This is a genomic window from Serratia sp. H402Y (assembly GCF_051172415.1).
Taxonomy (GTDB): Bacteria; Pseudomonadota; Gammaproteobacteria; order Enterobacterales; family Enterobacteriaceae; genus Serratia; species Serratia ureilytica.
In genome coordinates this window covers 167944-192257 of sequence record NZ_JBPIYZ010000004.1, presented here as the reverse complement: position 1 = coordinate 192257, position 24314 = coordinate 167944, and the positions used below count along the sequence as shown (strand labels likewise).

Genomic DNA, 24314 nt, shown 5'->3' with positions numbered 1-24314 from the left:
TGGGGGCGGCGATGGACAAGACAACGGCATTGGCGACACAGATCCTGGCGGGCGTGGGGGGCGAGGGCAATATCCTCAAACTGGAGAACTGCATGACGCGGGTGCGCGTCGAGGTCAGCGACGAACAGCGTCTGGATCTGGCGGCCCTCAAGCAGTTGCCCGGCGTGAAGGGCTATATCAAGCAGGGTGAACAGCATCAGTTTATCGTCGGCCCGGGCGCCGCCGCCAAGGTGGTGGACGCCATGCGCGCTTTGCTGAGCGGCAGCGCGCAGCCCGCCGTTGGTGACGCCGCCCGCACCAAGGCGCAGGCCAAACAGAAATACGCGGCGCCGATGAGCGGCGCGCTGAAAAAGCTGGCCGACGTTTTTATTCCGCTGATCCCGGCGTTTATCGCCTCGGGGCTGATCACTGGCATCATCAACCTGCTGAAACGGCCCGACATCGCCGGACAGTTGGCGTTGGACTACCCGAACGCGCTGGGGCTGCTGGCGATCTTCGGCAGCGCGGTGTTCGCCATCATGAACATTCTGGTTGGGGTGAACGCCGCGCGGGTGTTCGGCGGCTCACAGGCGATGGGCGGCGTGATGGCCGGGATCCTCTCCAGCCCGGCGCTGGCGCAGATCACCCTGTTTGGCGAGGCGCTGCAGCCGGGGCGCGGCGGGGTGATCGCCGTACTGCTGGTGGTGGCGTTGATGTGCTGGGTGGAGAAACGCCTGCGCACGCTACTGCCGGAGTCGGTCGAACTGATCCTCAATCCGCTGCTGACCACGCTGGTGACCGCCTCGTTGGCGATCCTGATCCTGCAGCCGATCGGCGGCGCCATTTCCGATGCCATCGCCCACGGCGCCAATCTGGCGATCGACAAGGGCGGGCTGCTTGTCGGGGCGCTGCTCTCCGGGCTGTTCCTGCCGCTGGTGCTGTCCGGCTTGCACCAGGGGCTGGTGCCGATCCACGTCGAGCTGGTGCAGGCGCACGGTTCCAACCCGCTGTTGCCGATCCTGGCGATGGCCGGCGTCGGTCAGGTGGGGGCGGCGCTGGCGGTGCTGTTGAAAACCCGTAACGCGCGGCTGAAGAAGGTGATCAAAGGGGCGTTGCCGGTCGGCATTCTCGGCATCGGCGAGCCGCTGATCTTCGGGGTGACGCTGCCGCTGGGCCGGCCGTTTATCGGCGCCTGCCTCGGCGGTGCGGTAGGCGGCGCGCTGATCAGCTATTGGAAAGTGGCGACGGTGATTACCTTTGGCATTTCGGGGCTGCCTTTGGCGTTGACCATCGTCTCAGGTAAGGTGATGTTGTATCTGGCGGGGATGCTGATTACGATTATCGCCGGTTTTCTCTTCACCTGGATGATGGGGTTCAACGATCCCGAGGAGTAGCGTTTGAACGACAAGCAGCAACCGTCGGCCGCAGCAGGGCGCCGCGTGGTCTTTTTCGATCTGGACGGCACTCTGCATCAGGAGGATATGTTCGGCAGTTTCTTGCGTTTCCTGCTGCGCCGTTTACCGCTGAATTTGCTGCTGGTGATACCGCTGTTGCCATTGATTGGCCTGGCGCTGTTGCTGCTGGGGCGCGCCGCGCGCTGGCCGATGAGCCTGTTGTTGTGGGCTATCACCTTCGGGCGTACCGAAGCGACGCTGAAGGCGCTGGAGCGGCAGTTCATCGAGGTTTTCCGCCAGAAGGTCACTGCGTTTCCGGTGGTGCAAATGCGCTTGCGGCAGTATCTGGATGAGCACGATGCCGAGGTGTGGCTGATTACCGGCTCGCCGGAGCAACTGGTGGCGCAGGTGTATCGGGATTCGGCGTTTCTGCCGCGGGTGCGGTTGGTCGGCAGCCGCATCGCGCGCCGCTATGGCGGCTGGGTGCTGACCTTGCGCTGTCTGGGCGTACAAAAAGTGGTGCAGTTGGAGCAACGGCTCGGCGCGCCGCTGAAACTGTACAGCGGTTACAGCGACAGCAAGCAGGATAACCCGCTGCTGTTTTTTTGCGAGCACCGTTGGCGGGTGAGCAAGCAGGGCGAGCTGCAGCAGCTGGAATAAACAAAGGGCGGAGAATTCCGCCCTTTGCTGTTATCGCTGCCGCGATCAGTCGTCGGTTACGTCGTGCGGTTTGCGTCCGAGCTGCCAAATCTTCTCCGCATAATGCCCCAGCGCCCACAGGCTCAGGCCGAGCAGCGCGAAGAAAATCGTCTTCGGCATGCTGTCCCAGAAAAACTCGAACAGGCGGGTATAGAGGTTGATGCCGAGGAAGGTCAGCCCGAAACCGCGCAGCATGGCGTCGTCATGCTTCAACCCCAGCCAGATGGCGGCGAAGGCGGCCAGCCCGAACAGCAGGCTCCAGTGGAACAGCTCAATCTGGCGCGCGCGGTACCAGCTGTCGAGATCGCCGTAGTTGCCGAAGATGGACAGCAGCCACAGCGCGATGAACAGGTACAGCAGGCCCATCGCCAGCGACACCCGCTGCAGGCCGCGCTGCGCCAATAGCGGCCGCAGCAGCAATGCGGCGGCGATCAGCACCGCGCCGAAGGCGATAAAGCGAATCGGGTAGCTCATGCCGAGCCAGTAGGCGCCCCAGCCGGACAGGTAGCCGGTCTCGGCGCCGAAGGCATTGCCGAGCGACAGCAGGGCGAACCACCATACCAGCCCGGAGCGGCTGAACCAGCCGATGGCGCCGTACAGCAGCGCGGCGACCAGCAGCAGCACGGAAACCCGCCCGCTGCCGTTATCCAGCCAGACGCCCAGTTGCCATAAGGCGCAGGCGGTGAGCAACACGGCGACAAACAGCGCCGCCTCATTGCCGTAGCGTTTTTCCGGGTGGCGTTGACGACGACGCAGCGCCCAGACGTAGGCCAGCGCCGCCAGTACGCCGGCGATCGCCATGCGCACCGGCGCGTCGAAGCGGAACAGTTCGCTCAGCCATTCAAGCAGTGCGCTGTCGGCGAACAGGCTGGTGACGGCGATCAGCAACGAGGCCAGCGCGGCGAGAAACGCATAGCGCGCCAGCCGTCGCCAGTCGAAAGGCTGCACGTCCACATGCAGCAGCAGTTGCTGTTGTTGCTCGGGGGTCAAGGCGCCTTCCCCAACCCAGCCGTCCAGCGCCTTGCGCACCACGACGGCGTTCTTTTTACTGAGTTTCATGTTTCTTGTCCCTGAATCACACGCTGATGTGGCCAGTATAGCCATTGGCGGGCGGCTACGACAAAGGGAGGCTAGTGTGTATAATGCCCGCCGCAAAAGCGCACGAGGAATTATGCGATGACTGAATATAACGATGAGTACTGGATGCGTCAGGCATTGCAGCTGGCCCTGCGCGCGCAGGAAGAGGGCGAGGTGCCGGTGGGTGCGCTGCTGGTGCTGGACAATCAGGTGATCGGCGAGGGCTGGAACCGGCCGATCGGCCGGCACGATCCTACCGCGCACGCCGAGATCATGGCGCTGCGCCAGGGCGGCGCGGTGCTGCAAAACTACCGCTTGTTGAACGCCACGCTGTACGTCACGCTGGAACCCTGCGTGATGTGCGCCGGCGCGATGGTGCACAGCCGCATCCGCCGGTTGGTGTACGGCGCCGCCGACGAGAAAACCGGCGCGGCCGGTTCGCTGGTGGATATTTTGCGCCATCCGGGCATGAATCATCAGGTGGAGATCGTCTCGGGCGTGCTGGCGGACGAATGCGCCACCACCCTGAGCAATTTCTTCCGCCTGCGCCGCGAACAGAAAAAAGCGCTCAAGCTGGCGCAGCGGGCGGCGGATAAGCCGGAATAATCAGTAGTTGAGCGCCAGTTCCGGCATCACCGTCGGATAGCCTTTTCCCAACGCTTCCTGCTCGGCGGCCGCTTGCGCCGCCTTTCTCTCTTTTTCCTGCAGATAACCCACCAGGCTGACCTGGTAGCGGCGGATGTTTTCTACATAATTGTAGGCTTCGCGCCCGCGCGCATAGCCATAGGTCAGCTGCGGGTAGTAGCGCTTTTGGCTGAGCATCGGCAGACGCTGTTTGACGTCGACCCAGCTGTCCGGGTTGCCTTTTTGCGTTTTGGTCAGCTTGCGCGCGTCCAGCATATGGCCCCAGCCCATGTTGTAGGCCGCCAGCGAGAACCAGATGCGCTCATCTTCCGGCACGCTGTCCGGCACCTTGGCCATCAGCCGCTGCAGGTACAGGGCGCCACCCTGAATGCTCTCTTCCGGATCGAGGCGATCGTTGACCCCCAGGCCGTCGGCGGTGGCGCGGGTCAGCATCATCAGGCCGCGCACGCCGGTGGGGGAGGTGGCCTGCGGATTCCAGTGCGATTCCTGATAGGCGATGGCCGCCAGCAGCTTCCAGTCGATCTCGTTGGCGTGTTTCTCGAACAGCGGGCGGAAGTTGGGCAGCACCGAGTCGATGGCCGACAGGAAGGTTTTGGTATCCACGTAGTCGAAGCTGCCGACGTGGCCGAGGTATTTCTCTTCCAGCCGCGCCAGGGTGCCGTCGTCCACCATTTGACTGTAGAAATCCAGCATCGCCGCGTACAGGCTGTCGTCGCCGTCGCGTTTGAGGTACCAGGTGACCGGCTCTTCGTCGGTGACGTCGAACGCCACCGCCAGCTGCGGATGGATGCGCTGCAGCAACGCGATGGTCACCGAATCGCCGAGGGTATAGTCCAGCTTGCCGTCGGCCACCCGCTCCAGCAGCTCTTTGGAGGTGAGATCGCTGGAGGACTCCCAGGCGAGATCCGGGTATTTATCCTGTTTGAGCTGCTTTAGCGTGCTGACGTGCGCGGAACCGGAGGCGACCGCCAGCTTGCCTTTGATGTCGGCGAAGCCTTTTGGCCGCGGGGTGCCCAGCCGGTACACCAGCTGTTGGGAAACGGAGTAGTAGGCGGGGCCGGTGCGCGCGCGGCTGAGGCGCTCCTGGTTGTAGATAAGGCCCGCCGCCAGCAGGTCGGCGTCGTCGTCGTCCAGATCGTCGAACAGGTCATTGATGTTCTGATGGGGGAGCACCACCAGTTTTACCCCGAGGTAGTTGGCGAAGCGCTTGGCCAGTTCGTAGTCGAGCCCACCCGGCCCTTGCTTGGTGTTGAAATAGGTCAGCGGTGAGTTCAGCGTGCTGATACGCAACTCGCCGCGGGAAATGATCTCCTGGAGTTGCCCGCCCTGGCCGCTGCGCCAGGTGATATTGGGCCACAGCGCGAGAGCCAGAAGCAGGGTGACAACGCCGATGAGGATGTAGTTTATTTTAAGACGTTTCAAATAGTTATCCAGTGGTGGCACAGGTACGCCGGCGACGACAACCGCGACTTTTCTCATGGTTAAATCACCAGTGCGGGGGGCATTTTGCGCAACAAAACGCCAGTGTGCAACTTTATTGACACGTTATGACAATTCGACGGTGCGGCGCGCTTTTATCAATAATCCCTACGCAAACGGTTTCGTCGGCGGCGAGGATTCTCTATAATGACGCGCGTTTTCCCCTGTTGCGCCCAATGAAGCGTCTTATCCGTCGCTTCGAAGACGAGAGAACTTTGATTATGGAAATTCTGCGTGGTTCGCCCGCTTTATCGGCTTTTCGCATTACCAAACTGCTGTCCCGCTGCCAGGACGCCCACCTGCCCGTCAGTGATATCTACGCCGAGTACGTCCACTTTGCCGATGTTAGCGCACCGCTAAGTGCCGAAGAACACGCCAAACTTCAGCGCTTGCTCAAGTACGGTCCTTCTCTCGCCGAACACGCCCCCGAAGGCCGGCTGCTGCTGGTCACGCCGCGCCCGGGCACCATTTCCCCCTGGTCTTCCAAAGCCACCGACATCGCCCACAACTGCGGTTTGCAACAGGTGCTGCGGCTGGAGCGCGGTCTGGCGTTCTACGTCAAGGCGCCTGAGCTGACGGAGGCCCAGTGGCACCAGCTCGCCGCGCTGCTGCACGATCGCATGATGGAAACCGTCTTCAGCGAGTTGCAACAGGCTGAACAGCTGTTCGCGCACCATCAGCCGGCGCCGTATCAGTCGGTCGACGTGCTGGGCGCAGGGCGCGCCGCGCTGGAGCAGGCCAACGTCCGGCTCGGCCTGGCGCTGGCGCAGGACGAGATCGATTACCTGCTGAATGCCTTTACCGGTTTGGGGCGCAACCCGACGGATATCGAACTCTATATGTTTGCGCAGGCCAACTCTGAGCACTGCCGCCACAAGATTTTCAACGCCGACTGGATCATCGACGGCGAACAGCAGCCCAAGTCGCTGTTCAAAATGATCAAGAACACCTATGAGCAGACGCCGGACTATGTGCTGTCGGCGTATAAAGACAACGCCGCGGTGATGGAAGGCTCGCAGGTCGGCCGCTTCTTCGCCGCGCCGGAGAACGGCACGTACGATTACCATCAGGAAGACGCGCATATCCTGATGAAGGTGGAAACCCACAACCACCCGACGGCGATCTCGCCGTGGCCGGGCGCCGCGACCGGCTCCGGCGGCGAGATCCGCGACGAAGGCGCCACCGGCCGCGGCGCCAAGCCGAAGGCAGGCCTGGTGGGCTTCTCGGTGTCCAACCTGCGCATTCCCGGCTTTGAACAGCCGTGGGAGCAGGACTTCGGCAAACCGGAGCGCATCGTCACCGCGCTGGACATCATGACCGAAGGCCCGCTGGGCGGCGCGGCGTTCAACAACGAATTCGGTCGCCCGGCGCTGCTGGGCTACTTCCGTACCTATGAAGAACGCGTCAACAGCCATAACGGCGTGGAGCTGCGCGGCTACCACAAACCGATCATGCTGGCGGGCGGTATCGGCAACATCCGCGCCGATCACGTGCAGAAAGGGGAAATCACCGTCGGCGCCAAGCTGGTGGTGCTGGGCGGCCCGGCGATGAATATCGGTCTGGGCGGCGGCGCGGCGTCATCGATGGCGTCCGGCCAGTCCGATGCCGATTTGGACTTCGCGTCGGTGCAGCGCGACAACCCGGAAATGGAACGCCGCTGTCAGGAAGTGATCGACCGCTGCTGGCAGCTGGGCGACCAGAACCCGATCCTGTTTATCCATGACGTCGGCGCCGGCGGCCTGTCCAACGCCATGCCGGAGCTGGTGAGCGACGGCGGCCGCGGCGGCCGTTTCGAACTGCGCGATATCCTCAACGACGAGCCGGGCATGAGCCCGCTGGAAGTATGGTGCAACGAATCGCAGGAACGTTACGTGATGGCGATCGCCCCGGCGCAGATGGCGCAGTTCGACGAGATCTGCCGCCGCGAGCGCGCGCCTTACGCGGTGATCGGCGAAGCGACCGAAGAGCAACATCTGACGTTGAACGATCGTCACTTCGACAATCAGCCGATCGACATGCCGCTGGATGTGCTGCTCGGCAAGACGCCGAAGATGACCCGCGACGTGACCCGTCTGCAGGCGCAGGGCCAGGCGGTACAGCGTGAGAACATCACGCTGGCCGACGCGGTGAAGCGCGTGCTGCATCTGCCGGCCGTCGCGGAGAAAACCTTCCTGATCACCATCGGCGACCGCACCGTCACCGGCATGGTGGCGCGCGACCAAATGGTCGGCCCGTGGCAGATCCCGGTAGCCGACTGCGCGGTCACCACCGCCAGTCTGGACAGCTATTACGGCGAAGCGATGTCGCTCGGCGAACGCGCGCCGGTGGCGCTGCTGGACTTCGCCGCCTCCGGCCGCCTGGCGGTCGGGGAAGCGCTGACCAACCTGGCCGCCACGGAAATCGGCAGCCTGAAGCGCGTGAAGCTGTCCGCCAACTGGATGGCCGCCGCCGGCCACCCGGGTGAAGACGCCGGCCTGTACGAAGCGGTGAAAGCGGTGGGCGAAGAGCTGTGTCCGGCGCTGGGCATCACCATTCCGGTGGGCAAAGACTCCATGTCGATGAAAACCCGCTGGCAGGAAGGCAATGAACAGCGTGAAATGACCTCGCCGCTGTCGCTGGTCATTACCGCCTTCGCCCGCGTGGAAGACGTGCGCCACACCGTGACGCCGCAATTGCGCACCGATAAGGGCGACAGCGCGCTGCTGTTGATCGACCTGGGCAACGGCCATAACGCGCTGGGCGCTACCGCGCTGGCGCAGGTTTATCGCCAACTGGGCGACAAACCGGCCGATGTGCGCGATGTCGCGCAGCTGGCGGGCTTCTTCAACGCCATGCAGCAGCTGGTGGCCGATCGCGCGCTGCTGGCTTATCACGACCGCGCTGACGGCGGCCTGCTGGTGACGCTGGCGGAGATGGCCTTCGCCGGTCACTGTGGCGTAGAGGTTAACCTCGATGGCCTCGGCGACGATGCGCTGGCGGTGCTGTTCAACGAAGAGCTGGGCGCGGTGATCCAGGTGAGCGCCGAACGTCTCGACGACGTGAAGCGGGCGTTCGCGCAGCACGGTCTGACCGACAACGTGCATCACATCGGCAGCGTACAGGCCGGCGATCGTTTCGTCATCAATCAGCACGGCAAAGCGTTGTACAGCGAAAGCCGCAATACCCTGCGCACCTGGTGGGCGGAAACGACCTGGCAGATGCAGCGTTTGCGCGACAACCCGGCGTGCGCCGATCAGGAACATCAGGCCAAGCAGGATGAACAAGATCCCGGCCTGAACGTGAAGCTGACCTTCGCACCCGAGGAAGACATCGCTGCGCCGTACATCGCCAAGGGCGCTCGCCCGAAAGTGGCGGTGCTGCGCGAGCAGGGGGTGAACTCCCACGTTGAAATGGCGGCGGCGTTCCACCGCGCCGGCTTTGACGCCGTGGATGTGCACATGAGCGATCTGCTGGCCGGGCGCCGCGATCTGCAGGACTTCCACACGCTGGTGGCCTGCGGCGGCTTCTCTTACGGCGACGTTCTGGGCGCCGGCGAAGGCTGGGCGAAGTCTATCCTGTTCAACGAGCGAGCGCGCGACGAGTTCGAGGCGTTCTTCCACCGTCCGCAGACGCTGGCGCTGGGCGTGTGCAACGGCTGCCAGATGATGTCCAACCTGCGTGAGCTGATCCCGGGCGCCGAACACTGGCCGCGCTTCGTGCGCAACCTGTCGGATCGCTTCGAGGCGCGCTTCAGCCTGGTGGAAGTGGCGGCCAGCCCGTCGCTGTTCATGCAGGGCATGACCGGCTCGCGCATGCCGATCGCCGTTTCCCATGGCGAAGGGCATGTCGAAGTGCGCGATGCGGCGCATCTGGCGGCGTTGGAAAGCCACGGCCTGGTGGCGCTGCGTTTCGTCAACAACGCCGGTCAGGTCACGGAAGCTTACCCGGCTAACCCGAACGGTTCGCCGAATGGCATCACCGCCGTGACCAGCGCCAACGGGCGCGCAACGGTGATGATGCCGCATCCGGAACGCGTGTTCCGCACCGTCAGCAACTCCTGGCACCCGGAAGAGTGGGGCGAGGATAGCCCGTGGATGCGCATGTTCCGCAACGCCCGTAAGCAACTGGGCTAAAAACGGCCACCACCGTATAGAGGGCGCAAGCAATTGCGCCCTTTTTTATGGCCGGCACTCGGCGATTGGCGGCAGTGTCTGCATTTAGCGACAAGCGCTGGTTTGCTTGTCGCTAAATGGAGACATTTAACCCATTGATTTTATTATCGGTAAACAGGTTTGACTTTAGTTGTCGGCGTTTGGCGACAGGGTGGTGTTTTTTTCATCGTGCATTGGTGCTGATTGGGCGCATGGATTTACCTTTTTTTATTTATTATCAAATAAAATCATTGTATTATGATTTTTGTTGCAAAGTTGGCACGTAACGTGCATTATTCTCGGCGGCTGCTCATTCACCTTTTTATGACGGTGCCGTAATTAGACGGCAAATTACCTCATAAGCCTCCGAATGATGCCAAAGAAATGGTGCCTATCGTCCAACCAAACCGATAACAGACCGTGCAAGCGGCTTTATCAAGCATCGGGCGACACGTGGAGTGAGGCACCGCCTGTATCCAACTGTGATGAAGGGTTCATCAATCCTGGATACTTACGGATGCTATTCGTCCTGTTCGATGCCAGCCGCTGCGCTACATCACCCTGGGGACGAGGTTCAAGGGCATCCACACTTTCCTTGCGGCGGGGCAAGCTTATTGCCCCGGCGTCAATTCTCAACGCTGCGCTTACTCCTGTTTCGTTGCCTATGCCCTCGAACGCAGACGCTATTCCCACACTCTCGCTTTCGTACCGGTTTTTGTTACCGGGGCCGTATGCCATCGGCAGGCCAACCCTATCGACGCGGTTCACCGATCCCGCGGCTTTTTCCTTGTGCGTTCAGGATTCTCCCTTGCCGGGCTTTTCTCTTTCCGGCGAGTCAGTTAGCATCGTGACAGGCCTGAGAGAATGAGATGATTTCGTTGAAAAAATGGCGTTTATTCCCACGTTCGCTGCGGCAATTGGTGCTGCTGGCGTTCCTGTTGGTGCTGCTGCCGCTGTTGGTGCTGGCCTATCAGGCCTACCAGAGTCTGGATCACCTGAGCGCGCAGGCGGCGGACATCAACCGCACCACGCTGGTGGACGCGCGGCGCAGCGAGGCGATGACCAGCGTGGCGCTGGAGATGGAGCGCAGCTATCGTCAGTACTGCGTGCTGGTTGAGCCCACGCTGCAGAAGCTGTACCAAAATCAGCGCAAGCAGTATTCGCAGATGCTGGACGCCCACGCGCCGATCTTGCCGGACGAGCGCTATTACCAAACGTTGCGTCAGTTGCTGACCCAGCTGGCGGCGATCAAGTGCTATAACAGCGGGCCGGACCAAGAGGCTTCGGCCTTGCTCGAGTCGTTCTCCCGTTCCAACGCCGAAATGGTGCAGGCCACGCGCGCGGTGGTGTTCTCGCGCGGCCAGCAGCTGCAGCAGGCCATCGCCGAGCGCGGCCAGTTCTTCGGCTGGCAGGCGCTGCTGCTGTTTCTGGTCAGCGTGCTGCTGGTGGTGCTGTTCACCCGCATGATCATCGGGCCGGTCAAGGCCGTGGAGCGGATGATCAACCGCCTGGGGGAAGGGCGCGCGTTGGGCAGCACCGCATCGTTCAAAGGGCCGCGCGAGCTGCGTTCGCTGGCGCAGCGCATCATCTGGCTGAGCGAACGGCTGGCGTGGCTGGAGTCGCAGCGCCACGAGTTCCTGCGCCATATCTCGCACGAATTGAAAACGCCGCTGGCCAGCATGCGCGAAGGCACCGAACTGCTGGCCGACGAGGTGGCGGGGCCGCTGACTTCCGACCAGAAAGAGGTGGTGACGATCCTCGACAACAGCAGCCGCCACCTGCAGCAGCTGATTGAACAACTGCTGGATTACAACCGCAAACTGGCCGATGGCCCGGCGGAGCACGAGAACGTCGAGCTGCGCGAGATGGTCGATTTGGTGGTCGCCGCGCACAGTTTGCCGGCGCGGGCGAAGATGATTTCCACCGAAATCGCGCTGGAAGCGGAAATCTGCTGGGCAGAGCCTACGCTATTAATGCGCGTGCTGGATAATCTCTACTCCAATGCGGTGCACTACGGCAAGGAATCCGGTAACATTTGGATCCGCAGCCGTCAGGTTGGACAACGGGTGCAAATCGACGTCGCCAATACCGGCACGCCGATCCCCGAGGCTGAAAGAGCCATGATTTTCGAGCCTTTTTTCCAGGGTAGTCACCAGCGAAAAGGGGCGGTAAAAGGAAGCGGACTGGGGTTGAGCATCGCTCAGGACTGTATCCGTCGCATGCGCGGTGAGCTGCAACTGGCGACGGTCGCCGGTGCAGACGTCTGCTTCCGCATTGAACTGCCGTTAACCGCCGAGAATGAATAAATAATGTACACATGGTCTAAACGCCTTCGTCTTTCACAGACCGAACGTTCACCGCGTGCCACGCACAGAGCGCCGCTCGGCAAACGCCCGATCACCTGGCTGGGCGCCGTTTTCTTTATGCCGTTGTTGCTGGCGGGCTGCGTCGATCGCGCCGTCAGCGGCGGATTGAGCGCTCAGCAGCAAGAGGCGATCCCGGATACCAAGGTGATCGATTACCGCACCGCGGCTTGCGATACCCTGTGGCAATTGGACGACAAGGACGCGCTGGATAACGCGCTCTACTGGCTGCGCGCGATGGACTGCGCCGATCGCATCGGCTCGACCCAGGCGCGTGCGCTGGCGAAAACGGTGCCGGGCGACAGCTGGTCCGGCGTTTTCAAACAGAGCATCCTGCTGGGGAGCGCGCAGCCGACCTCCGGTGAACGCCGCCAGATGCTCGACAGGATCAACAGTTACCGGATGGAGTTCCCCGGTTCGCTGCGTCCGTTGACGCAGCTGTGGCGCCAGCAGCAGATGCTGCAGATCACGTTGTTCGATGAGAAAGCGCGCTATCAGCATCTGCAGGAGAGCAGCGACAGCCAGATCGATTCGCTGCGCCAGAATCAGGCGCGCCTGCAGTCGCAGCTGCAGGACACCTCGCGCAAGCTGGAAAACCTGACCGATATCGAACGCCAGCTCTCATCGCGCAAGCAGCTGCAAGGGGAAATCCCGGAAAACGGCGCGGGCCAGCAGAAGGGCGAAGCCGCCGGTAAAAGCGGCGCGGCCGCCAAAGGCGCTGAAACGCAGGACGAACCGGAAAAAGGCACCGCGCTGCCGGTTGAACCGGAAGACACCTATACGCCGCATCCCGCCAATAAGGAGTCCCACGCGCAATGACCGCACGCAAACCGGCCAACCTGTTATTGGTTGACGACGATCCCAGCCTGCTGAAGCTGCTGGGCATGCGCCTGACCAGCGAAGGTTTTCACGTCACCACCGCCGAAAGCGGCCAGGAGGCGCTGCGCCTGTTGGCGCGCGAACAGATCGATCTGGTGATCAGCGATCTGCGCATGGATGAGATGGACGGCATGGCGCTGTTCGCCGAAATCCAAAAGCATCAGCCGGGCATGCCGGTGATCATTCTTACCGCGCACGGTTCGATTCCCGATGCGGTGGCCGCCACCCAGCAGGGAGTGTTCAGCTTCCTCACCAAACCGGTGGATCGCGATGCGCTCTATAAGGCCATCGACGAGGCGCTGTCGCTGTCGGCCTCCCCCGCGGGTGACGACGCCTGGCGCGAAGACATCGTCACCCGCAGCCCGTTGATGCTGCGGCTGCTGGAGCAGGTGAAAATGGTGGCGCAGTCCGACGTCAGCGTGTTGATCAACGGCCAGAGCGGCACCGGCAAAGAGGTGTTGGCGCAGGCGATCCACGCCGCCAGCCCGCGCGCCGGCAAGGCGTTCATCGCCATCAACTGCGGGGCGCTGCCGGAGCAACTGCTGGAGTCCGAACTGTTCGGCCACGCCAAGGGCGCCTTCACCGGCGCGGTCAGCAGCCGCGAAGGGCTGTTCCAGGCGGCGGCGGGCGGCACGCTGTTCCTCGACGAGATAGGCGACATGCCGCTGTCGCTGCAGGTGAAACTGCTGCGCGTGCTGCAGGAGCGCAAGGTGCGGCCGCTGGGCAGCAACCGCGATCTGGACATCGACGTGCGCATCATCTCCGCCACCCACCGCGATCTGCAAAAGGCGATGGCGAAGAACGAGTTCCGCGAGGATCTCTACTATCGTCTCAACGTGGTGAATCTGAAGATCCCGGCGCTCAACGAGCGCGCCGAAGACATTCCGCTGCTGGCCAATCACCTGTTGCGCGAAGCGGCTCAGCGGCACAAGCCGTTCGTGCGCAGCTTCTCGACCGACGCCATGAAGCGGCTGATGACCGCCAGCTGGCCGGGCAACGTGCGTCAGTTGGTCAACGTCATCGAGCAGTGCGTGGCGCTGACTTCGGCGCCGGTGATCAGCGAGGCGCTAGTGGAACAGGCGCTGGAAGGGGAAAACACTGCGCTGCCGACTTTCGCCGAAGCGCGCAACCAGTTTGAGTTGCACTATCTGCGCAAACTGCTGCAGATCACCAAGGGCAACGTGACCCAGGCCGCGCGCATGGCGGGCCGCAACCGCACCGAGTTTTACAAATTGCTGTCGCGCCACGAGCTGGACGCCAACGATTTCAAAGAATGACAGATTCCCGCCGGCGCCTGCCACGCAGGTTCTCAACAAATCCGGCGGAATGATTTACACTCCGTTCTCTTTGCCGCGGCGCGCCCCGGCGTAGAGCACCATGGAACGTATTAAGCGGGATCGTACACAAATGAGCAGATCACTTTCCATCGCCCTGGCCCAGCTGAACCTGCTGGTCGGCGACATTGAAGGCAACACCGAACGCATGTTGCAAATCGTGCAGGAGCAGCAGAAGGCGGGAGCCGATCTGGTCATGTTCACCGAACTGGCGCTGTCCGGCTACCCGCCGGAAGACCTGCTGTACCGCAATGATTTCTATCAGCGCTGTGATGCGCAGCTGCTGCGCCTGCAGCAGGCTTCCGCCGAGACGGCGATCCTGGTCGGCCACCCGTGGCGCGAAGGCGACAAGCTGTACAACGCGCTGTCTCTGTTTGCCGAAGGCCGCCTGCTGACCCGCTACTTCAAGCAGCAGTTGCCGAACTACGGCGTGTTCGATGAGAAGCGCTATTTCCACGCCGGCAACGACACCTGCGTGGTGGAACTGAAAGGCTACCGTCTGGGGCTGCTGATTTGCGAAGATCTGTGGTTCCCGGAGCCGATCGACGCCGCCAAGGCCGCCGGCGCGGAGATTATCCTGTCGATCAACGCTTCGCCGTATAACCGCGAAAAACCGTATATCCGCAAAACGCTGATGGCCGGCCACTGCCAGCGCACCCAGCTGCCGCTGGTGTACCTCAACCAGGTCGGCGGCCAGGATGAGCTGATCTTCGACGGCTGCTCCAAGGTCTTCGACGCCGCCGGCACCATGACCCACCGTCTGGCGGCCTTCGACGAGCAGGTCACTCGCCTGGAATTCAACGAGCTGGACGTGGTGCCGATGGCCGATCCGGCCGCCGAACTGCCGCAGCTGGCGCAGGTGTATCAGGCGCTGGTGTTGGCGGTGCGCGACTACGTGACCAAGAACGGTTTCAAAGGCGCGGTGCTGGGGCTGTCCGGCGGCATCGACTCGGCGCTGACGCTGGCGATCGCCGTGGATGCGTTAGGTAAAGACAAGGTGCAGGCGCTGATGATGCCGTTCCGCTATACCGCGGATATCAGCATCGCCGACGCCAAGGAAGAGGCGGAAATCCTCGGCGTGGAGTTCGATATCGTCTCCATCGAGCCGATGTTCGATGCCTTTATGGGCCAGCTGTCGCCGATGTTCGCCGGCACCGAGCGCGACACTACCGAAGAGAACCTGCAGGCGCGTTGCCGCGGGGTGGTGCTGATGGCGCTGTCCAACAAACGCCGCAGCATCGTGCTGACCACCGGCAACAAGAGCGAAATGGCGGTCGGTTACGCTACGCTGTACGGCGATATGGCCGGCGGTTTCGACGTGCTGAAGGACGTGCCGAAAACGCTGGTGTTCAAGCTGTCCGAATACCGCAACACCGTCTCCTACGTGATCCCGCAGCGGGTGATCGATCGTCCGCCGTCCGCCGAGCTGGCGCCGGATCAGGTCGATCAGGACAGCCTGCCGCCGTACGATATCCTGGATGCGATCCTGGAAGGCTACGTTGAGCGCGACAAGTCGGTCGCCGATCTGGTGGCCGAAGGCTTCGACGAAGCGATCGTGCGCAAGGTGATCCGCCTGGTGGACATCAACGAATACAAGCGGCGTCAGGCCGCCGTCGGGCCGCGCATCACCGCCCGTAACTTCGGCAAAGACCGCCGTTATCCCATCACATCCGGTTTTGGCCGCAAAAATTGGTAATAAGGAAAGAAGATGAAAAAGATCGACGCGATTATCAAGCCGTTCAAACTGGATGACGTCCGCGAAGCGCTGGCCGAAGTGGGCATCACCGGCATGACGGTCACCGAAGTGAAAGGCTTCGGCCGCCAGAAGGGCCACACCGAGCTGTACCGCGGCGCCGAGTACATGGTCGACTTTCTGCCTAAGGTGAAGATCGAGATTGTGGTTGCCGACGACATCGTCGACACCTGCGTAGAAACCATCATGCAGACGGCGCAGACCGGCAAGATCGGCGACGGCAAGATCTTCGTCTTCGACGTGGCGCGCGTGGTGCGCATCCGTACCGGCGAGCAGGACGAAGAAGCGATCTGATCCTCCGCAGGATCATCGGTCATCAGGGCGCAGCTTGCTGCGCCCTTGTCATTTCTGTCCCCCGCACATCGCACTTCTTCGCCTCATTGTTCCCCCCATTTTTGCCTGTCGGCATTCTAAAAAAGCGAACGCTATCGCGTTTTTGATACTTTTCCCGATCGCTTCACGGCCGGCGTCTACACTCAACGCAATGTTTTTGCTTGAGGAATCACCCCCATGATGACGTTACGCCAAATCCGCCACTTCATCGCCGTGGCGGAAACCGGGTCGATCTCCGCCGGCGCCCAGGCGGTGTTTGTCTCCCAGTCTTCGCTGACGCTCGCTATCCAGCAGCTGGAAACCGAGATCGGCGTGCGGCTGTTCGATCGCCACGCCAAGGGCATGACGCTGACCCATCAGGGGCACCAGTTTTTGCGTCAGTCGTATCTGATCCTGGCGACGGTGGACAACGCCAAGCGCAGCCTGCAGATCGGCACCGAAAGCCTGACCGGCAAGCTGACCGTCGGCGTCACCAGCCTGGTGGCCGGCTACTTTCTGGTGGAGCTGCTCACGCGCTTTAAATCGGCCTATCCCAACGTCACCGTGCAGGTGGTTGAAGATGAACGCCCGTACATCGAGCATCTGCTGGTCAGCGGCGAGATCGACATCGGCGTGCTGATCTTGTCGAACATCGAGGACCGCGACGCGCTGCAGACCGAGGTGCTGATGCACTCGCCGTATCGCCTGTGGCTACCGCCGCTGCACCCGCTGCTGGAGCACGAGAGCATCAGCCTGGCGGACGTGGCCAAACAGCCGCTGATCCAGCTCAACGCTGATGAAATGGACGTGCACGCGCGGCGCATCTGGGCGCGCGCCGGGCTGAAGCCGGAGATCGCGATGAAGACCGCCTCGACCGAGGCGGTGCGCAGCCTGGTGGCGGCGGGGATGGGGGTCTCCATCCAGCCGGACATGGCGTACCGCGCCTGGTCGCTGGAGGGCAATATGATCGAGGCGCGCAAGCTGGACGATCTGCTGGAGCCGCTGGATATCGGGCTGGCATGGCGGCGCGGCAGCGCGCGGCCGGAGCTGGTGACGCCGTTCCTCACCATCGCGCGCGAGAACGGCAGCAAACACGCCGCCGGGCTTAAGCATTCGATTTAATCGAACGCGGCGTTCAGTATTTAGAATTTGTTGCCCGCCAGAGGCTCGCTTAGGCTGATTAAAACTAACTTATTCACATTTAGTTAACGTTTTTGTCACTTAGGGGCGTCAGGCGATGGCGGATGTGCAGGTTCTCTCAGGTTTGTCCTGTCAGCAGTTCATTAACGGTCAGCTTATCGACGGCGAAGGCCAGCAGGAATGCATCGTCAATCCGGCCAACGGCGAGACGCTGATCGCCCTGACCGAAGCCTCTTCGGCGCAGGTCGGCAGCGCGGTAAAAGCCGCACAGCAGGCGTTCGGCCACTGGTCGCGCACTACGCCGGCCCAGCGCGCCACGCTGTTGCTGCGCATCGCCGACGCCATCGAGCGGCAGGCGCCGCAGCTGGCGCAGCTGGAGGCCCTCAACTGCGGCAAGCCGCTGCATCAGGCGCTCAATGACGATCTGCCGGCGGCGGTCGACGTGTTCCGCTTCTTCGCCGGCGCGGTGCGTACGCAACAAGGGCAGCTGGCCGGCGAGTATGTGCCGGGCCACACCTCGATGATCCGCCGCGATCCGATCGGCGTGGTGGCCTCGATCGCCCCCTGGAACTATCCGCTGATGATGGCGGCGTGGAAAATCGCGCCGGCGCTGGCGGCGGGCAATACCGTGGTGTTTAAACCGTCCGAACATACGCCGCTGACCATTCTGGCGCTGGTGCCGGCGCTGCAGGAGATCCTGCCGCCGGGCGTGCTGAACATCGTCTACGGCGGCGGTGAAGGGGTCGGCAGCCAGCTGGTGGGGCACCCGCAGGTACGGCTGGTGTCGGTCACCGGCGATATCGTCACCGGGCAAAAGATTCTTCAGGCGGCGGCCAAAAGCGTCAAGCGCACCCATCTGGAGCTGGGGGGCAAGGCGCCGGTGATCGTCTGCGACGACGCCGATCTTGACGAAGTGGTCAACGGCATTCGCACCTATGGCTATTACAACGCCGGCCAGGACTGCACCGCCGCCTGCCGCATCTACGCGCAGGCCGGCATCTATCCCAAACTGGTGGACGCGCTGGGCGAGGCGGTCGCCAGCCTGCGCTTCGCCCGCAAGCGCGATCAGGACAACGAGATCGGCCCGTTGATAAGCAGCCGCCAGCGCGATCGCGTCGCCAGCTTTGTCGAGCGGGCGCTCAGCCAACCGCATATCGAATTGATCACCGGCGCCGCGGCGCACTCCGGGCCGGGATTCTACTATCAGCCGACCCTGCTGGCGGGCTGCCTGCAAAGCGACGAGATCGTGCAGCGCGAGGTGTTTGGCCCAGTGGTCAGCGTCACGCGCTTCGAGCATCTGGCGCAGGCGGTCGAGTGGGCCAACGACTCGGAATATGGGCTGGCTTCGTCGGTGTGGACGCAAAATATCGATCGGGCGCTGCACATTGCCGCCCATCTGCAGTACGGCAGCACCTGGATCAACACCCATTTCACCTTGGCGAGCGAAATGCCGCACGGCGGCCTGAAACGCTCCGGCTACGGCAAGGATCTGTCCAGCGATTCGCTGCAGGATTACAGCGTTGTCAGGCACGTAATGGCGAAGTTCAAAGCCAGCTTCTAGCGGTTCTATAAAGCAAAATCGGGCGGCAGCCGTTCCCTGCCGCACACAGATACGCAACACAGGGGTAATTACGATGAGAAAAACTACCGCAGTCACCACCACCGTCTCCGCGCTCTGTCTCACCGTGCTGTGCGGCCTGGCTCAGGCGGCCGATCTGCCGCAGTCGCTGGGCAAAGGCGAAGGCCGGCTGGATATCATCGCCTGGCCCGGCTACATCGAACGCGGCCAGTCCGACAAAAACTACGACTGGGTCACCCAGTTTGAGAAGCAAACCGGCTGTGCGGTGAACGTGAAGACCGCCGCCACCTCCGATGAAATGGTCAGCCTGATGGCCAAAGGCGGCTACGATCTGGTGACCGCCTCCGGCGACGCCTCGCTGCGCCTGATCTTCGGCAAGCGGGTGCAGCCGATCAACACCGCGCTGATCCCGAACTGGAAGAACATCGATCCGCGCCTGCTGAACGGCGCCTGGTATACCGTGGACGGCAAAACCTACGGCACGCCGTACCAGTGGGGGCCAAACCTGCTGATGTACAACACCAAAACCTTCCCGACGCCGCCGGACAGCTGGGCGGTGATCTTCCAGCAGCAGAACCTGCCGGACGGCAAGAGCAACCAGGGGCGGGTGCAGGCTTACGACGGCCCGATCTACATCGCCGACGCGGCGCTGTTCCTGAAAGCCACCCAACCGCAGCTCGGCATCAGCGATCCTTACCAGCTCAACGAAGAACAGTATCAGGCGGCGCTGAAGCTGCTGCGCAGCCAGCACGCGCTGATCCACCGCTACTGGCACGATACCTCGGTGCAGATGAGCGACTTTAAAAACGAAGGCGTGGTGGCTTCCAGCGCCTGGCCGTATCAGGCCAACGCCCTGAAGGGCGAGGGGCAGCCGATCGCCACCGTGTTCCCGAAAGAGGGCGTGACCGGCTGGGCGGATACCACCATGTTGCACAGCGACGCCAAACACCCGAGCTGCGCCTACCAGTGGATGAACTGGTCGCTGGAGCCGAAGGTGCAGGGCGACGTGGCGGCCTGGTTCGGGTCGGTGCCGGCTTCGCCGGCGGGCTGCAAGGCCAGCGCGCTGCTGGGTGAGAAGGGCTGCGAAACCAACGGCTTCAACCAGTTCGACAAAATCGCCTTCTGGAAAACACCTCAGGCGCAGGGCGGCAAGTTCGTGCCGTACAGCCGCTGGACCCAGGACTACATCGCCATCATGGGCGGCCGCTAAGCCGCGGGGCGCAGCCCGCTGCGCCCGAATTACATCCGTATGGAGCACAGAAAATGACCATTGCCGTGCAATTCATCGATGTTTCGCGGACTTTCGGCGATGTTCGCGCCGTGGATCGGGTATCCATCGATATTCAGGACGGGGAATTCTTCTCCATGCTCGGGCCATCCGGCTCGGGCAAAACCACCTGCCTGCGCCTGATCGCCGGCTTTGAACAGCTGACTTCCGGCTCGATTCGCATTCACGGTCAGGAAGCCGCCAACCTGCCGCCGTATCAGCGCGACGTGAACACCGTGTTTCAGGATTACGCGCTGTTCCCGCACATGTCGGTGCTGGAAAACGTCGCCTACGGCCTGATGGTGAAGGGCGTCGCCAAACGTGAGCGGCTGGCGCGGGCGCAAGAGGCGCTGGAGAGCGTGGCGCTCGGTTTCGTCGCCGAACGCAAACCGGCGCACCTGTCGGGCGGCCAGCGCCAGCGCGTGGCGTTAGCGCGCGCGCTGGTCAATCGGCCGCGGGTGCTGCTGCTGGACGAGCCGCTCGGCGCGCTGGATCTCAAGCTGCGCGAGCAGATGCAGGGCGAGCTGAAGAAGCTGCAGCGTCAGCTGGGCATCACCTTTATCTTCGTCACCCACGATCAAAGCGAAGCGCTGTCGATGTCCGATCGGGTGGCGGTGTTCAATAACGGCCGCATCGAACAGGTGGATACGCCGCGCGAGCTTTACATGCGGCCGAAGACGCCGTTCGTCGCCGAGTTCGTCGGCACCTCCAACGTGGTGCGCAGCGAGCTGGCGCAGCGCCTGCTCGGCGAAAGCCGAACCTTCTCGATCCGGCCGGAACATATCCGCCTGCTGGAGCAAGGCGGCGCGGCGCAGGACGAGATCCAGGTGCAGGGCACGCTGCAGGAAATCCATTACCAGGGCGCGGCCACACGCTATGAAATCGCGCTGAACGGCGGCGAAAAGCTGTTGGTCAGCCAGGCCAATCCGCAGTGGATCGCCGAAGGGCAACAGCGGCAGATCGGCCAGCCGATCGTCGCCTGCTGGCCGCGCGCGGCGATGGTGCCGCTGCTGGAGGAGAGGTGAGATGGACATGAGCATCGATTCCCCCTCGACGCGCGGCGGCACCGTGCGCGCGCTGTCGACCTGGCTTTATCGCCGGTCGACGCTGTATCTGCTTTTGCTGCTGGTGCCGCCGCTGCTGTGGTTCGGCGCGGTGTACCTCGGTTCGCTGCTGACGCTGCTGTGGCAAGGATTTTACACCTTCGACGATTTCACCATGGCGGTGACGCCGGATCTGACCTTCGCCAACCTGGCGGCGCTGTTCAACCCGGCCAACTACGACATTATCCTGCGCACGCTGACCATGGCGGTGCTGGTGTCGCTGGCCAGCGCGGCGCTGGCGTTCCCCATCGCCTATTACATGGCGCGTTACACCAGCGGCCGCGTCAAGGCGTTCTTTTACATCGCCGTGATGATGCCGATGTGGGCCAGCTATATCGTTAAAGCCTATGCCTGGACTTTGCTGCTGGCGAAAGACGGCGTGGCGCAGTGGTTCCTGCAGCACCTGGGGCTGGAGCCGCTGTTGGCGTCGCTGCTGACGGTGCCCGGCGTCGGTGGCAACACGCTGTCGACCTCGGGGCTGGGGCGTTTTCTGGTGTTCGTCTATATCTGGCTGCCGTTCATGATCCTGCCGATCCAGGCGGCGCTGGAGCGCCTGCCGCCCTCGCTGCTGCACGCTTCGGCGGATCTGGGCGCCCGGCCGGCGCAGACCTTCCGCCACGTCATTTTGCCGCTGGCGGTGCCGGGCATCGCCGCCGGATCGATCTTCACCTTCTCGCTGACACTGGGCGACTTTATCGTGCCGCAGCTGGTGGGGCCGCCGGGTTATTTCATCGGCAGCATGGTGTACGCCCAGCAGGGCGCGATCGGCAATATGCCGATGGCTGCGGCCTTTACGCTGGTGCCGATCGTCCTGATCGCCATCTATCTTTCCATCGTCAAACGTCTGGGGGCTTTCGATGCACTCTGAACGCGCGCCCTTAGGGCTGAAGCTGGCCGCCTGGGGCGGACTTGTCTTCCTGCATTTCCCGTTGGCGATCATCGCCATCTACGCCTTCAACACCGAGGACGCGGCCTTCAGCTTCCCGCCGAAGGGCTTCACGCTGCACTGGTTCAACGTCGCCGCCGGGCGGCAGGACATTATCGATGCGGTGTTGCTGTCGGCGCAGATCGCCTGCCTGGCGACCGCCATCGCACTGGTGCTCGGCACCCTGGCGGCGGCGGCGCTGTATCGGCGCGATTTCTTCGGCAAGGACAGCATTTCGCTGCTGTTGCTGCTGCCGATTGCGCTGCCGGGGATCGTCACCGGCCTGGCGCTGCTGGCGGCGTTCAAGGCGCTGAACATCGAGCCCGGCATCCTGACCATCGTCGTCGGCCATGCGACGTTCTGCGTGGTGATCGTGTTCAACAACGTCATCGCCCGGTTCCGCCGCACCTCGTACAGCCTGATCGAAGCGTCGATGGATCTCGGCGCCGACGGCTGGCAAACCTTCCGTTACGTGATCTTGCCGAACCTCGGCTCGGCGCTGCTGGCCGGGGGCATGCTGGCGTTCGCGCTGTCGTTCGACGAAATCATCGTGACCACCTTTACCGCCGGCCACGAGCGCACGCTGCCGCTGTGGCTGCTGAACCAGCTCGGCCGCCCGCGCGACGTGCCAATCACCAACGTGGTGGCGCTGTCGGTGATGCTGTTGACCATGCTGCCGATCCTCGGCGCTTACTACCTGACCAAAGGTGGAGAAAGCGTCGCCGGCAGCGGCAAATAATTTCCTTACCCGACCTCTGACAAAAGGATAACCCTATGCAAAGCCAACTGTTGATTGACGGCCAACTGGTGAATGGCCAGGGCGCGACCCAGCCGGTGTATAACCCGGCGACCGGCGAAGTGATCGCGCAGGTGGCGGAGGCCAGCCCGGAGCAGGTCGATCGCGCGGTGCTGGCGGCGGACGCCGCGTTCGCCGCCTGGGGGCAAACCACGCCGAAGGAGCGCGCCGAGCATCTGCTCAAGCTGGCGGATCTGATCGACGAGCATGCCGAGACCTTCGCCAGGCTGGAGTCGCTCAACTGCGGCAAGCCTTATCACTGCGTATTGAATGACGAACTGCCGGCGGTGGCCGACGTGTTTCGCTTCTTCGCCGGGGCCAGCCGCTGCCTGACCGGCATGGCCGCCGGCGAGTATCTGGCCGGGCACACTTCGATGATCCGCCGCGATCCGCTCGGCGTGGTGGCCTCGATCGCGCCGTGGAACTACCCGCTGATGATGGCGGCCTGGAAACTGGCGCCGGCGTTGGCGGCGGGCAACTGCGTGGTGATCAAGCCTTCTGAGCAGACGCCGCTGACCACTTTCAAACTGGCCGAACTGGCCGCCGGGCTGTTCCCGCCGGGCGTGCTCAACGTGCTGTTCGGGCGCGGCGCCGGCGTGGGCGATCGGCTGACCGGGCATGACAAGGTGCGCATGGTGTCGCTGACCGGGTCGATCGCCACCGGCGAGCACATTATCGCCCACACCGCCGCCGGCATTAAGCGCACTCATATGGAGCTGGGCGGCAAGGCGCCGGTGCTGGTGTTTGACGATGCCGATCTGCAGCAGGTGGTCGACGGCATTCGCGGTTTCGGCTTCTACAACGCCGGGCAGGATTGCACCGCCGCTTGCCGCATCTACGCGCAGAAAAGCATTTATCCCGAGCTGGTCAAGCGGTTGGGCGAGGCGGTGGCCAGCCTGAAGATCGGCGCGCCGGACGACGAGAGCACCGAGCTGGGGCCGTTGATTACCGCCCAGCATCTGGAGCGGGTGGCCGGTTTTGTCGAGCGAGCCAAAGCGTTGCCGCACGTACAGGTGGTGACCGGCGGCGAGAAGGTGAAAGGGCCGGGCTACTACTTCCAGCCGACGCTGTTGGCGGGCGCGCGCCAGGACGATGAGATCGTGCAGCGCGAAGTGTTCGGCCCGGTGGTGACGGTGACGCCGTTCGACGACGAAGAGCAGGTGCTGGCCTGGGCGAACGAATCCAATTACGGGCTGGCGTCGTCCGTGTGGACCCGCGACGTGGGCCGCGCGCATCGCTTAAGCGCCCGCCTGCAATACGGCTGCACCTGGGTGAACACCCACTTCATGTTGGTGAGCGAAATGCCGCACGGCGGCCAGAAATTGTCCGGCTACGGCAAGGATATGTCGATGTACGGGCTGGAGGATTACACGGCCATTCGTCATGTAATGTTCAAACATTGATTTTACAGTAATTATCCGCACAATAGCGCGGCCTTTGAGCCGGCTCCGGCCGGCTGA

18 protein-coding genes are annotated in these 24314 nt (G+C 62.9%); 16 read left to right on the top strand and 2 right to left on the bottom strand.

All coding sequences use genetic code 11. The features are described 5' to 3' along the window. Positions 1-11: 11 nt before the first annotated feature. Positions 12-1373, top strand: a complete 1362-nt coding sequence (locus ACSBQS_RS19315; protein WP_033644117.1) for a PTS transporter subunit EIIC — start codon at positions 12-14, stop codon at positions 1371-1373. 3 nt (positions 1374-1376) lie between these two features. Further along, positions 1377-2033, top strand: coding sequence for a phosphatidylglycerophosphatase C (gene yfhb, locus ACSBQS_RS19310; RefSeq protein WP_046897770.1), 657 nt, complete (start codon positions 1377-1379; stop codon positions 2031-2033). A gap of 45 nt (positions 2034-2078) precedes the next feature. On the opposite strand, the gene ACSBQS_RS19305 is transcribed toward yfhb, so the two are convergent. Continuing rightward, positions 2079-3131 (bottom strand): DUF2157 domain-containing protein, encoded by a 1053-nt coding sequence (locus ACSBQS_RS19305; RefSeq protein WP_033644115.1) that lies wholly within the window; start codon positions 3129-3131, stop codon positions 2079-2081. Positions 3132-3248: 117 nt separating this feature from the next. Between ACSBQS_RS19305 and tadA the strand changes: the two genes are divergently transcribed. Continuing rightward, positions 3249-3755, top strand: a complete 507-nt coding sequence (gene tadA, locus ACSBQS_RS19300; protein WP_197750025.1) for a tRNA adenosine(34) deaminase TadA — start codon at positions 3249-3251, stop codon at positions 3753-3755. On the opposite strand, the gene mltF is transcribed toward tadA, so the two are convergent. Beyond that, entirely contained in the window at positions 3756-5216 is a 1461-nt protein-coding gene (gene mltF, locus ACSBQS_RS19295) for a membrane-bound lytic murein transglycosylase MltF (protein WP_197666709.1), read from the bottom strand. A gap of 275 nt (positions 5217-5491) precedes the next feature. Here mltF and purL point away from each other — a divergent pair, with 275 nt between their 5' ends. The 13 genes from purL (at position 5492) to patD (ending at position 24257) form a co-directional block, all read left to right on the top strand. After that, positions 5492-9385, top strand: a complete 3894-nt coding sequence (purL, locus tag ACSBQS_RS19290) for a phosphoribosylformylglycinamidine synthase (protein ID WP_434991318.1) — start codon at positions 5492-5494, stop codon at positions 9383-9385. 887 nt (positions 9386-10272) lie between these two features. Beyond that, positions 10273-11709, top strand: coding sequence for a sensor histidine kinase (locus ACSBQS_RS19285; RefSeq protein ID WP_197666637.1), 1437 nt, complete (start codon positions 10273-10275; stop codon positions 11707-11709). A 3-nt stretch (positions 11710-11712) separates the two neighbouring features. Further along, positions 11713-12585: a two-component system QseEF-associated lipoprotein QseG gene (qseG, locus tag ACSBQS_RS19280; protein WP_052133764.1), complete on the top strand. Its 873-nt coding sequence runs from the start codon at positions 11713-11715 to the stop codon at positions 12583-12585. Continuing rightward, entirely contained in the window at positions 12582-13922 is a 1341-nt protein-coding gene (gene glrR, locus ACSBQS_RS19275; RefSeq protein WP_033644111.1) for a two-component system response regulator GlrR, read from the top strand. The genes qseG and glrR overlap by 4 nt, the downstream gene beginning before the upstream one ends. A gap of 130 nt (positions 13923-14052) precedes the next feature. Then, the gene (locus ACSBQS_RS19270) at positions 14053-15675 is read left to right on the top strand and encodes an NAD+ synthase (protein ID WP_033644110.1); all 1623 of its coding nucleotides are present in this window, start codon (positions 14053-14055) and stop codon (positions 15673-15675) included. 12 nt (positions 15676-15687) lie between these two features. Next, entirely contained in the window at positions 15688-16026 is a 339-nt protein-coding gene (gene glnB, locus ACSBQS_RS19265) for a nitrogen regulatory protein P-II (RefSeq protein ID WP_004847623.1), read from the top strand. A 216-nt stretch (positions 16027-16242) separates the two neighbouring features. Continuing rightward, the gene (locus tag ACSBQS_RS19260; RefSeq protein ID WP_004941365.1) at positions 16243-17166 is read left to right on the top strand and encodes a LysR substrate-binding domain-containing protein; all 924 of its coding nucleotides are present in this window, start codon (positions 16243-16245) and stop codon (positions 17164-17166) included. A gap of 115 nt (positions 17167-17281) precedes the next feature. Next, complete coding sequence (locus tag ACSBQS_RS19255; RefSeq protein ID WP_042785220.1) at positions 17282-18745, top strand: gamma-aminobutyraldehyde dehydrogenase; 1464 nt, start codon at positions 17282-17284, stop codon at positions 18743-18745. 73 nt (positions 18746-18818) lie between these two features. Then, positions 18819-19973 carry a putative ABC transporter substrate-binding protein YdcS gene (gene ydcS, locus ACSBQS_RS19250; protein ID WP_025303928.1) on the top strand — a complete coding sequence of 385 codons (1155 nt, stop codon included), beginning with the start codon at positions 18819-18821 and terminating at the stop codon, positions 19971-19973. A gap of 53 nt (positions 19974-20026) precedes the next feature. After that, complete coding sequence (locus ACSBQS_RS19245; RefSeq protein ID WP_015378790.1) at positions 20027-21055, top strand: ABC transporter ATP-binding protein; 1029 nt, start codon at positions 20027-20029, stop codon at positions 21053-21055. A gap of 1 nt (position 21056) precedes the next feature. Continuing rightward, positions 21057-22001 carry an ABC transporter permease gene (locus ACSBQS_RS19240; protein ID WP_101453847.1) on the top strand — a complete coding sequence of 315 codons (945 nt, stop codon included), beginning with the start codon at positions 21057-21059 and terminating at the stop codon, positions 21999-22001. Beyond that, the gene (locus ACSBQS_RS19235) at positions 21991-22797 is read left to right on the top strand and encodes an ABC transporter permease (protein WP_016929774.1); all 807 of its coding nucleotides are present in this window, start codon (positions 21991-21993) and stop codon (positions 22795-22797) included. The genes ACSBQS_RS19240 and ACSBQS_RS19235 overlap by 11 nt, the downstream gene beginning before the upstream one ends. Before the next feature lie 35 nt (positions 22798-22832). Further along, the gene (gene patD / locus ACSBQS_RS19230) at positions 22833-24257 is read left to right on the top strand and encodes an aminobutyraldehyde dehydrogenase (protein WP_033651578.1); all 1425 of its coding nucleotides are present in this window, start codon (positions 22833-22835) and stop codon (positions 24255-24257) included. Positions 24258-24314: the final 57 nt, after the last annotated feature.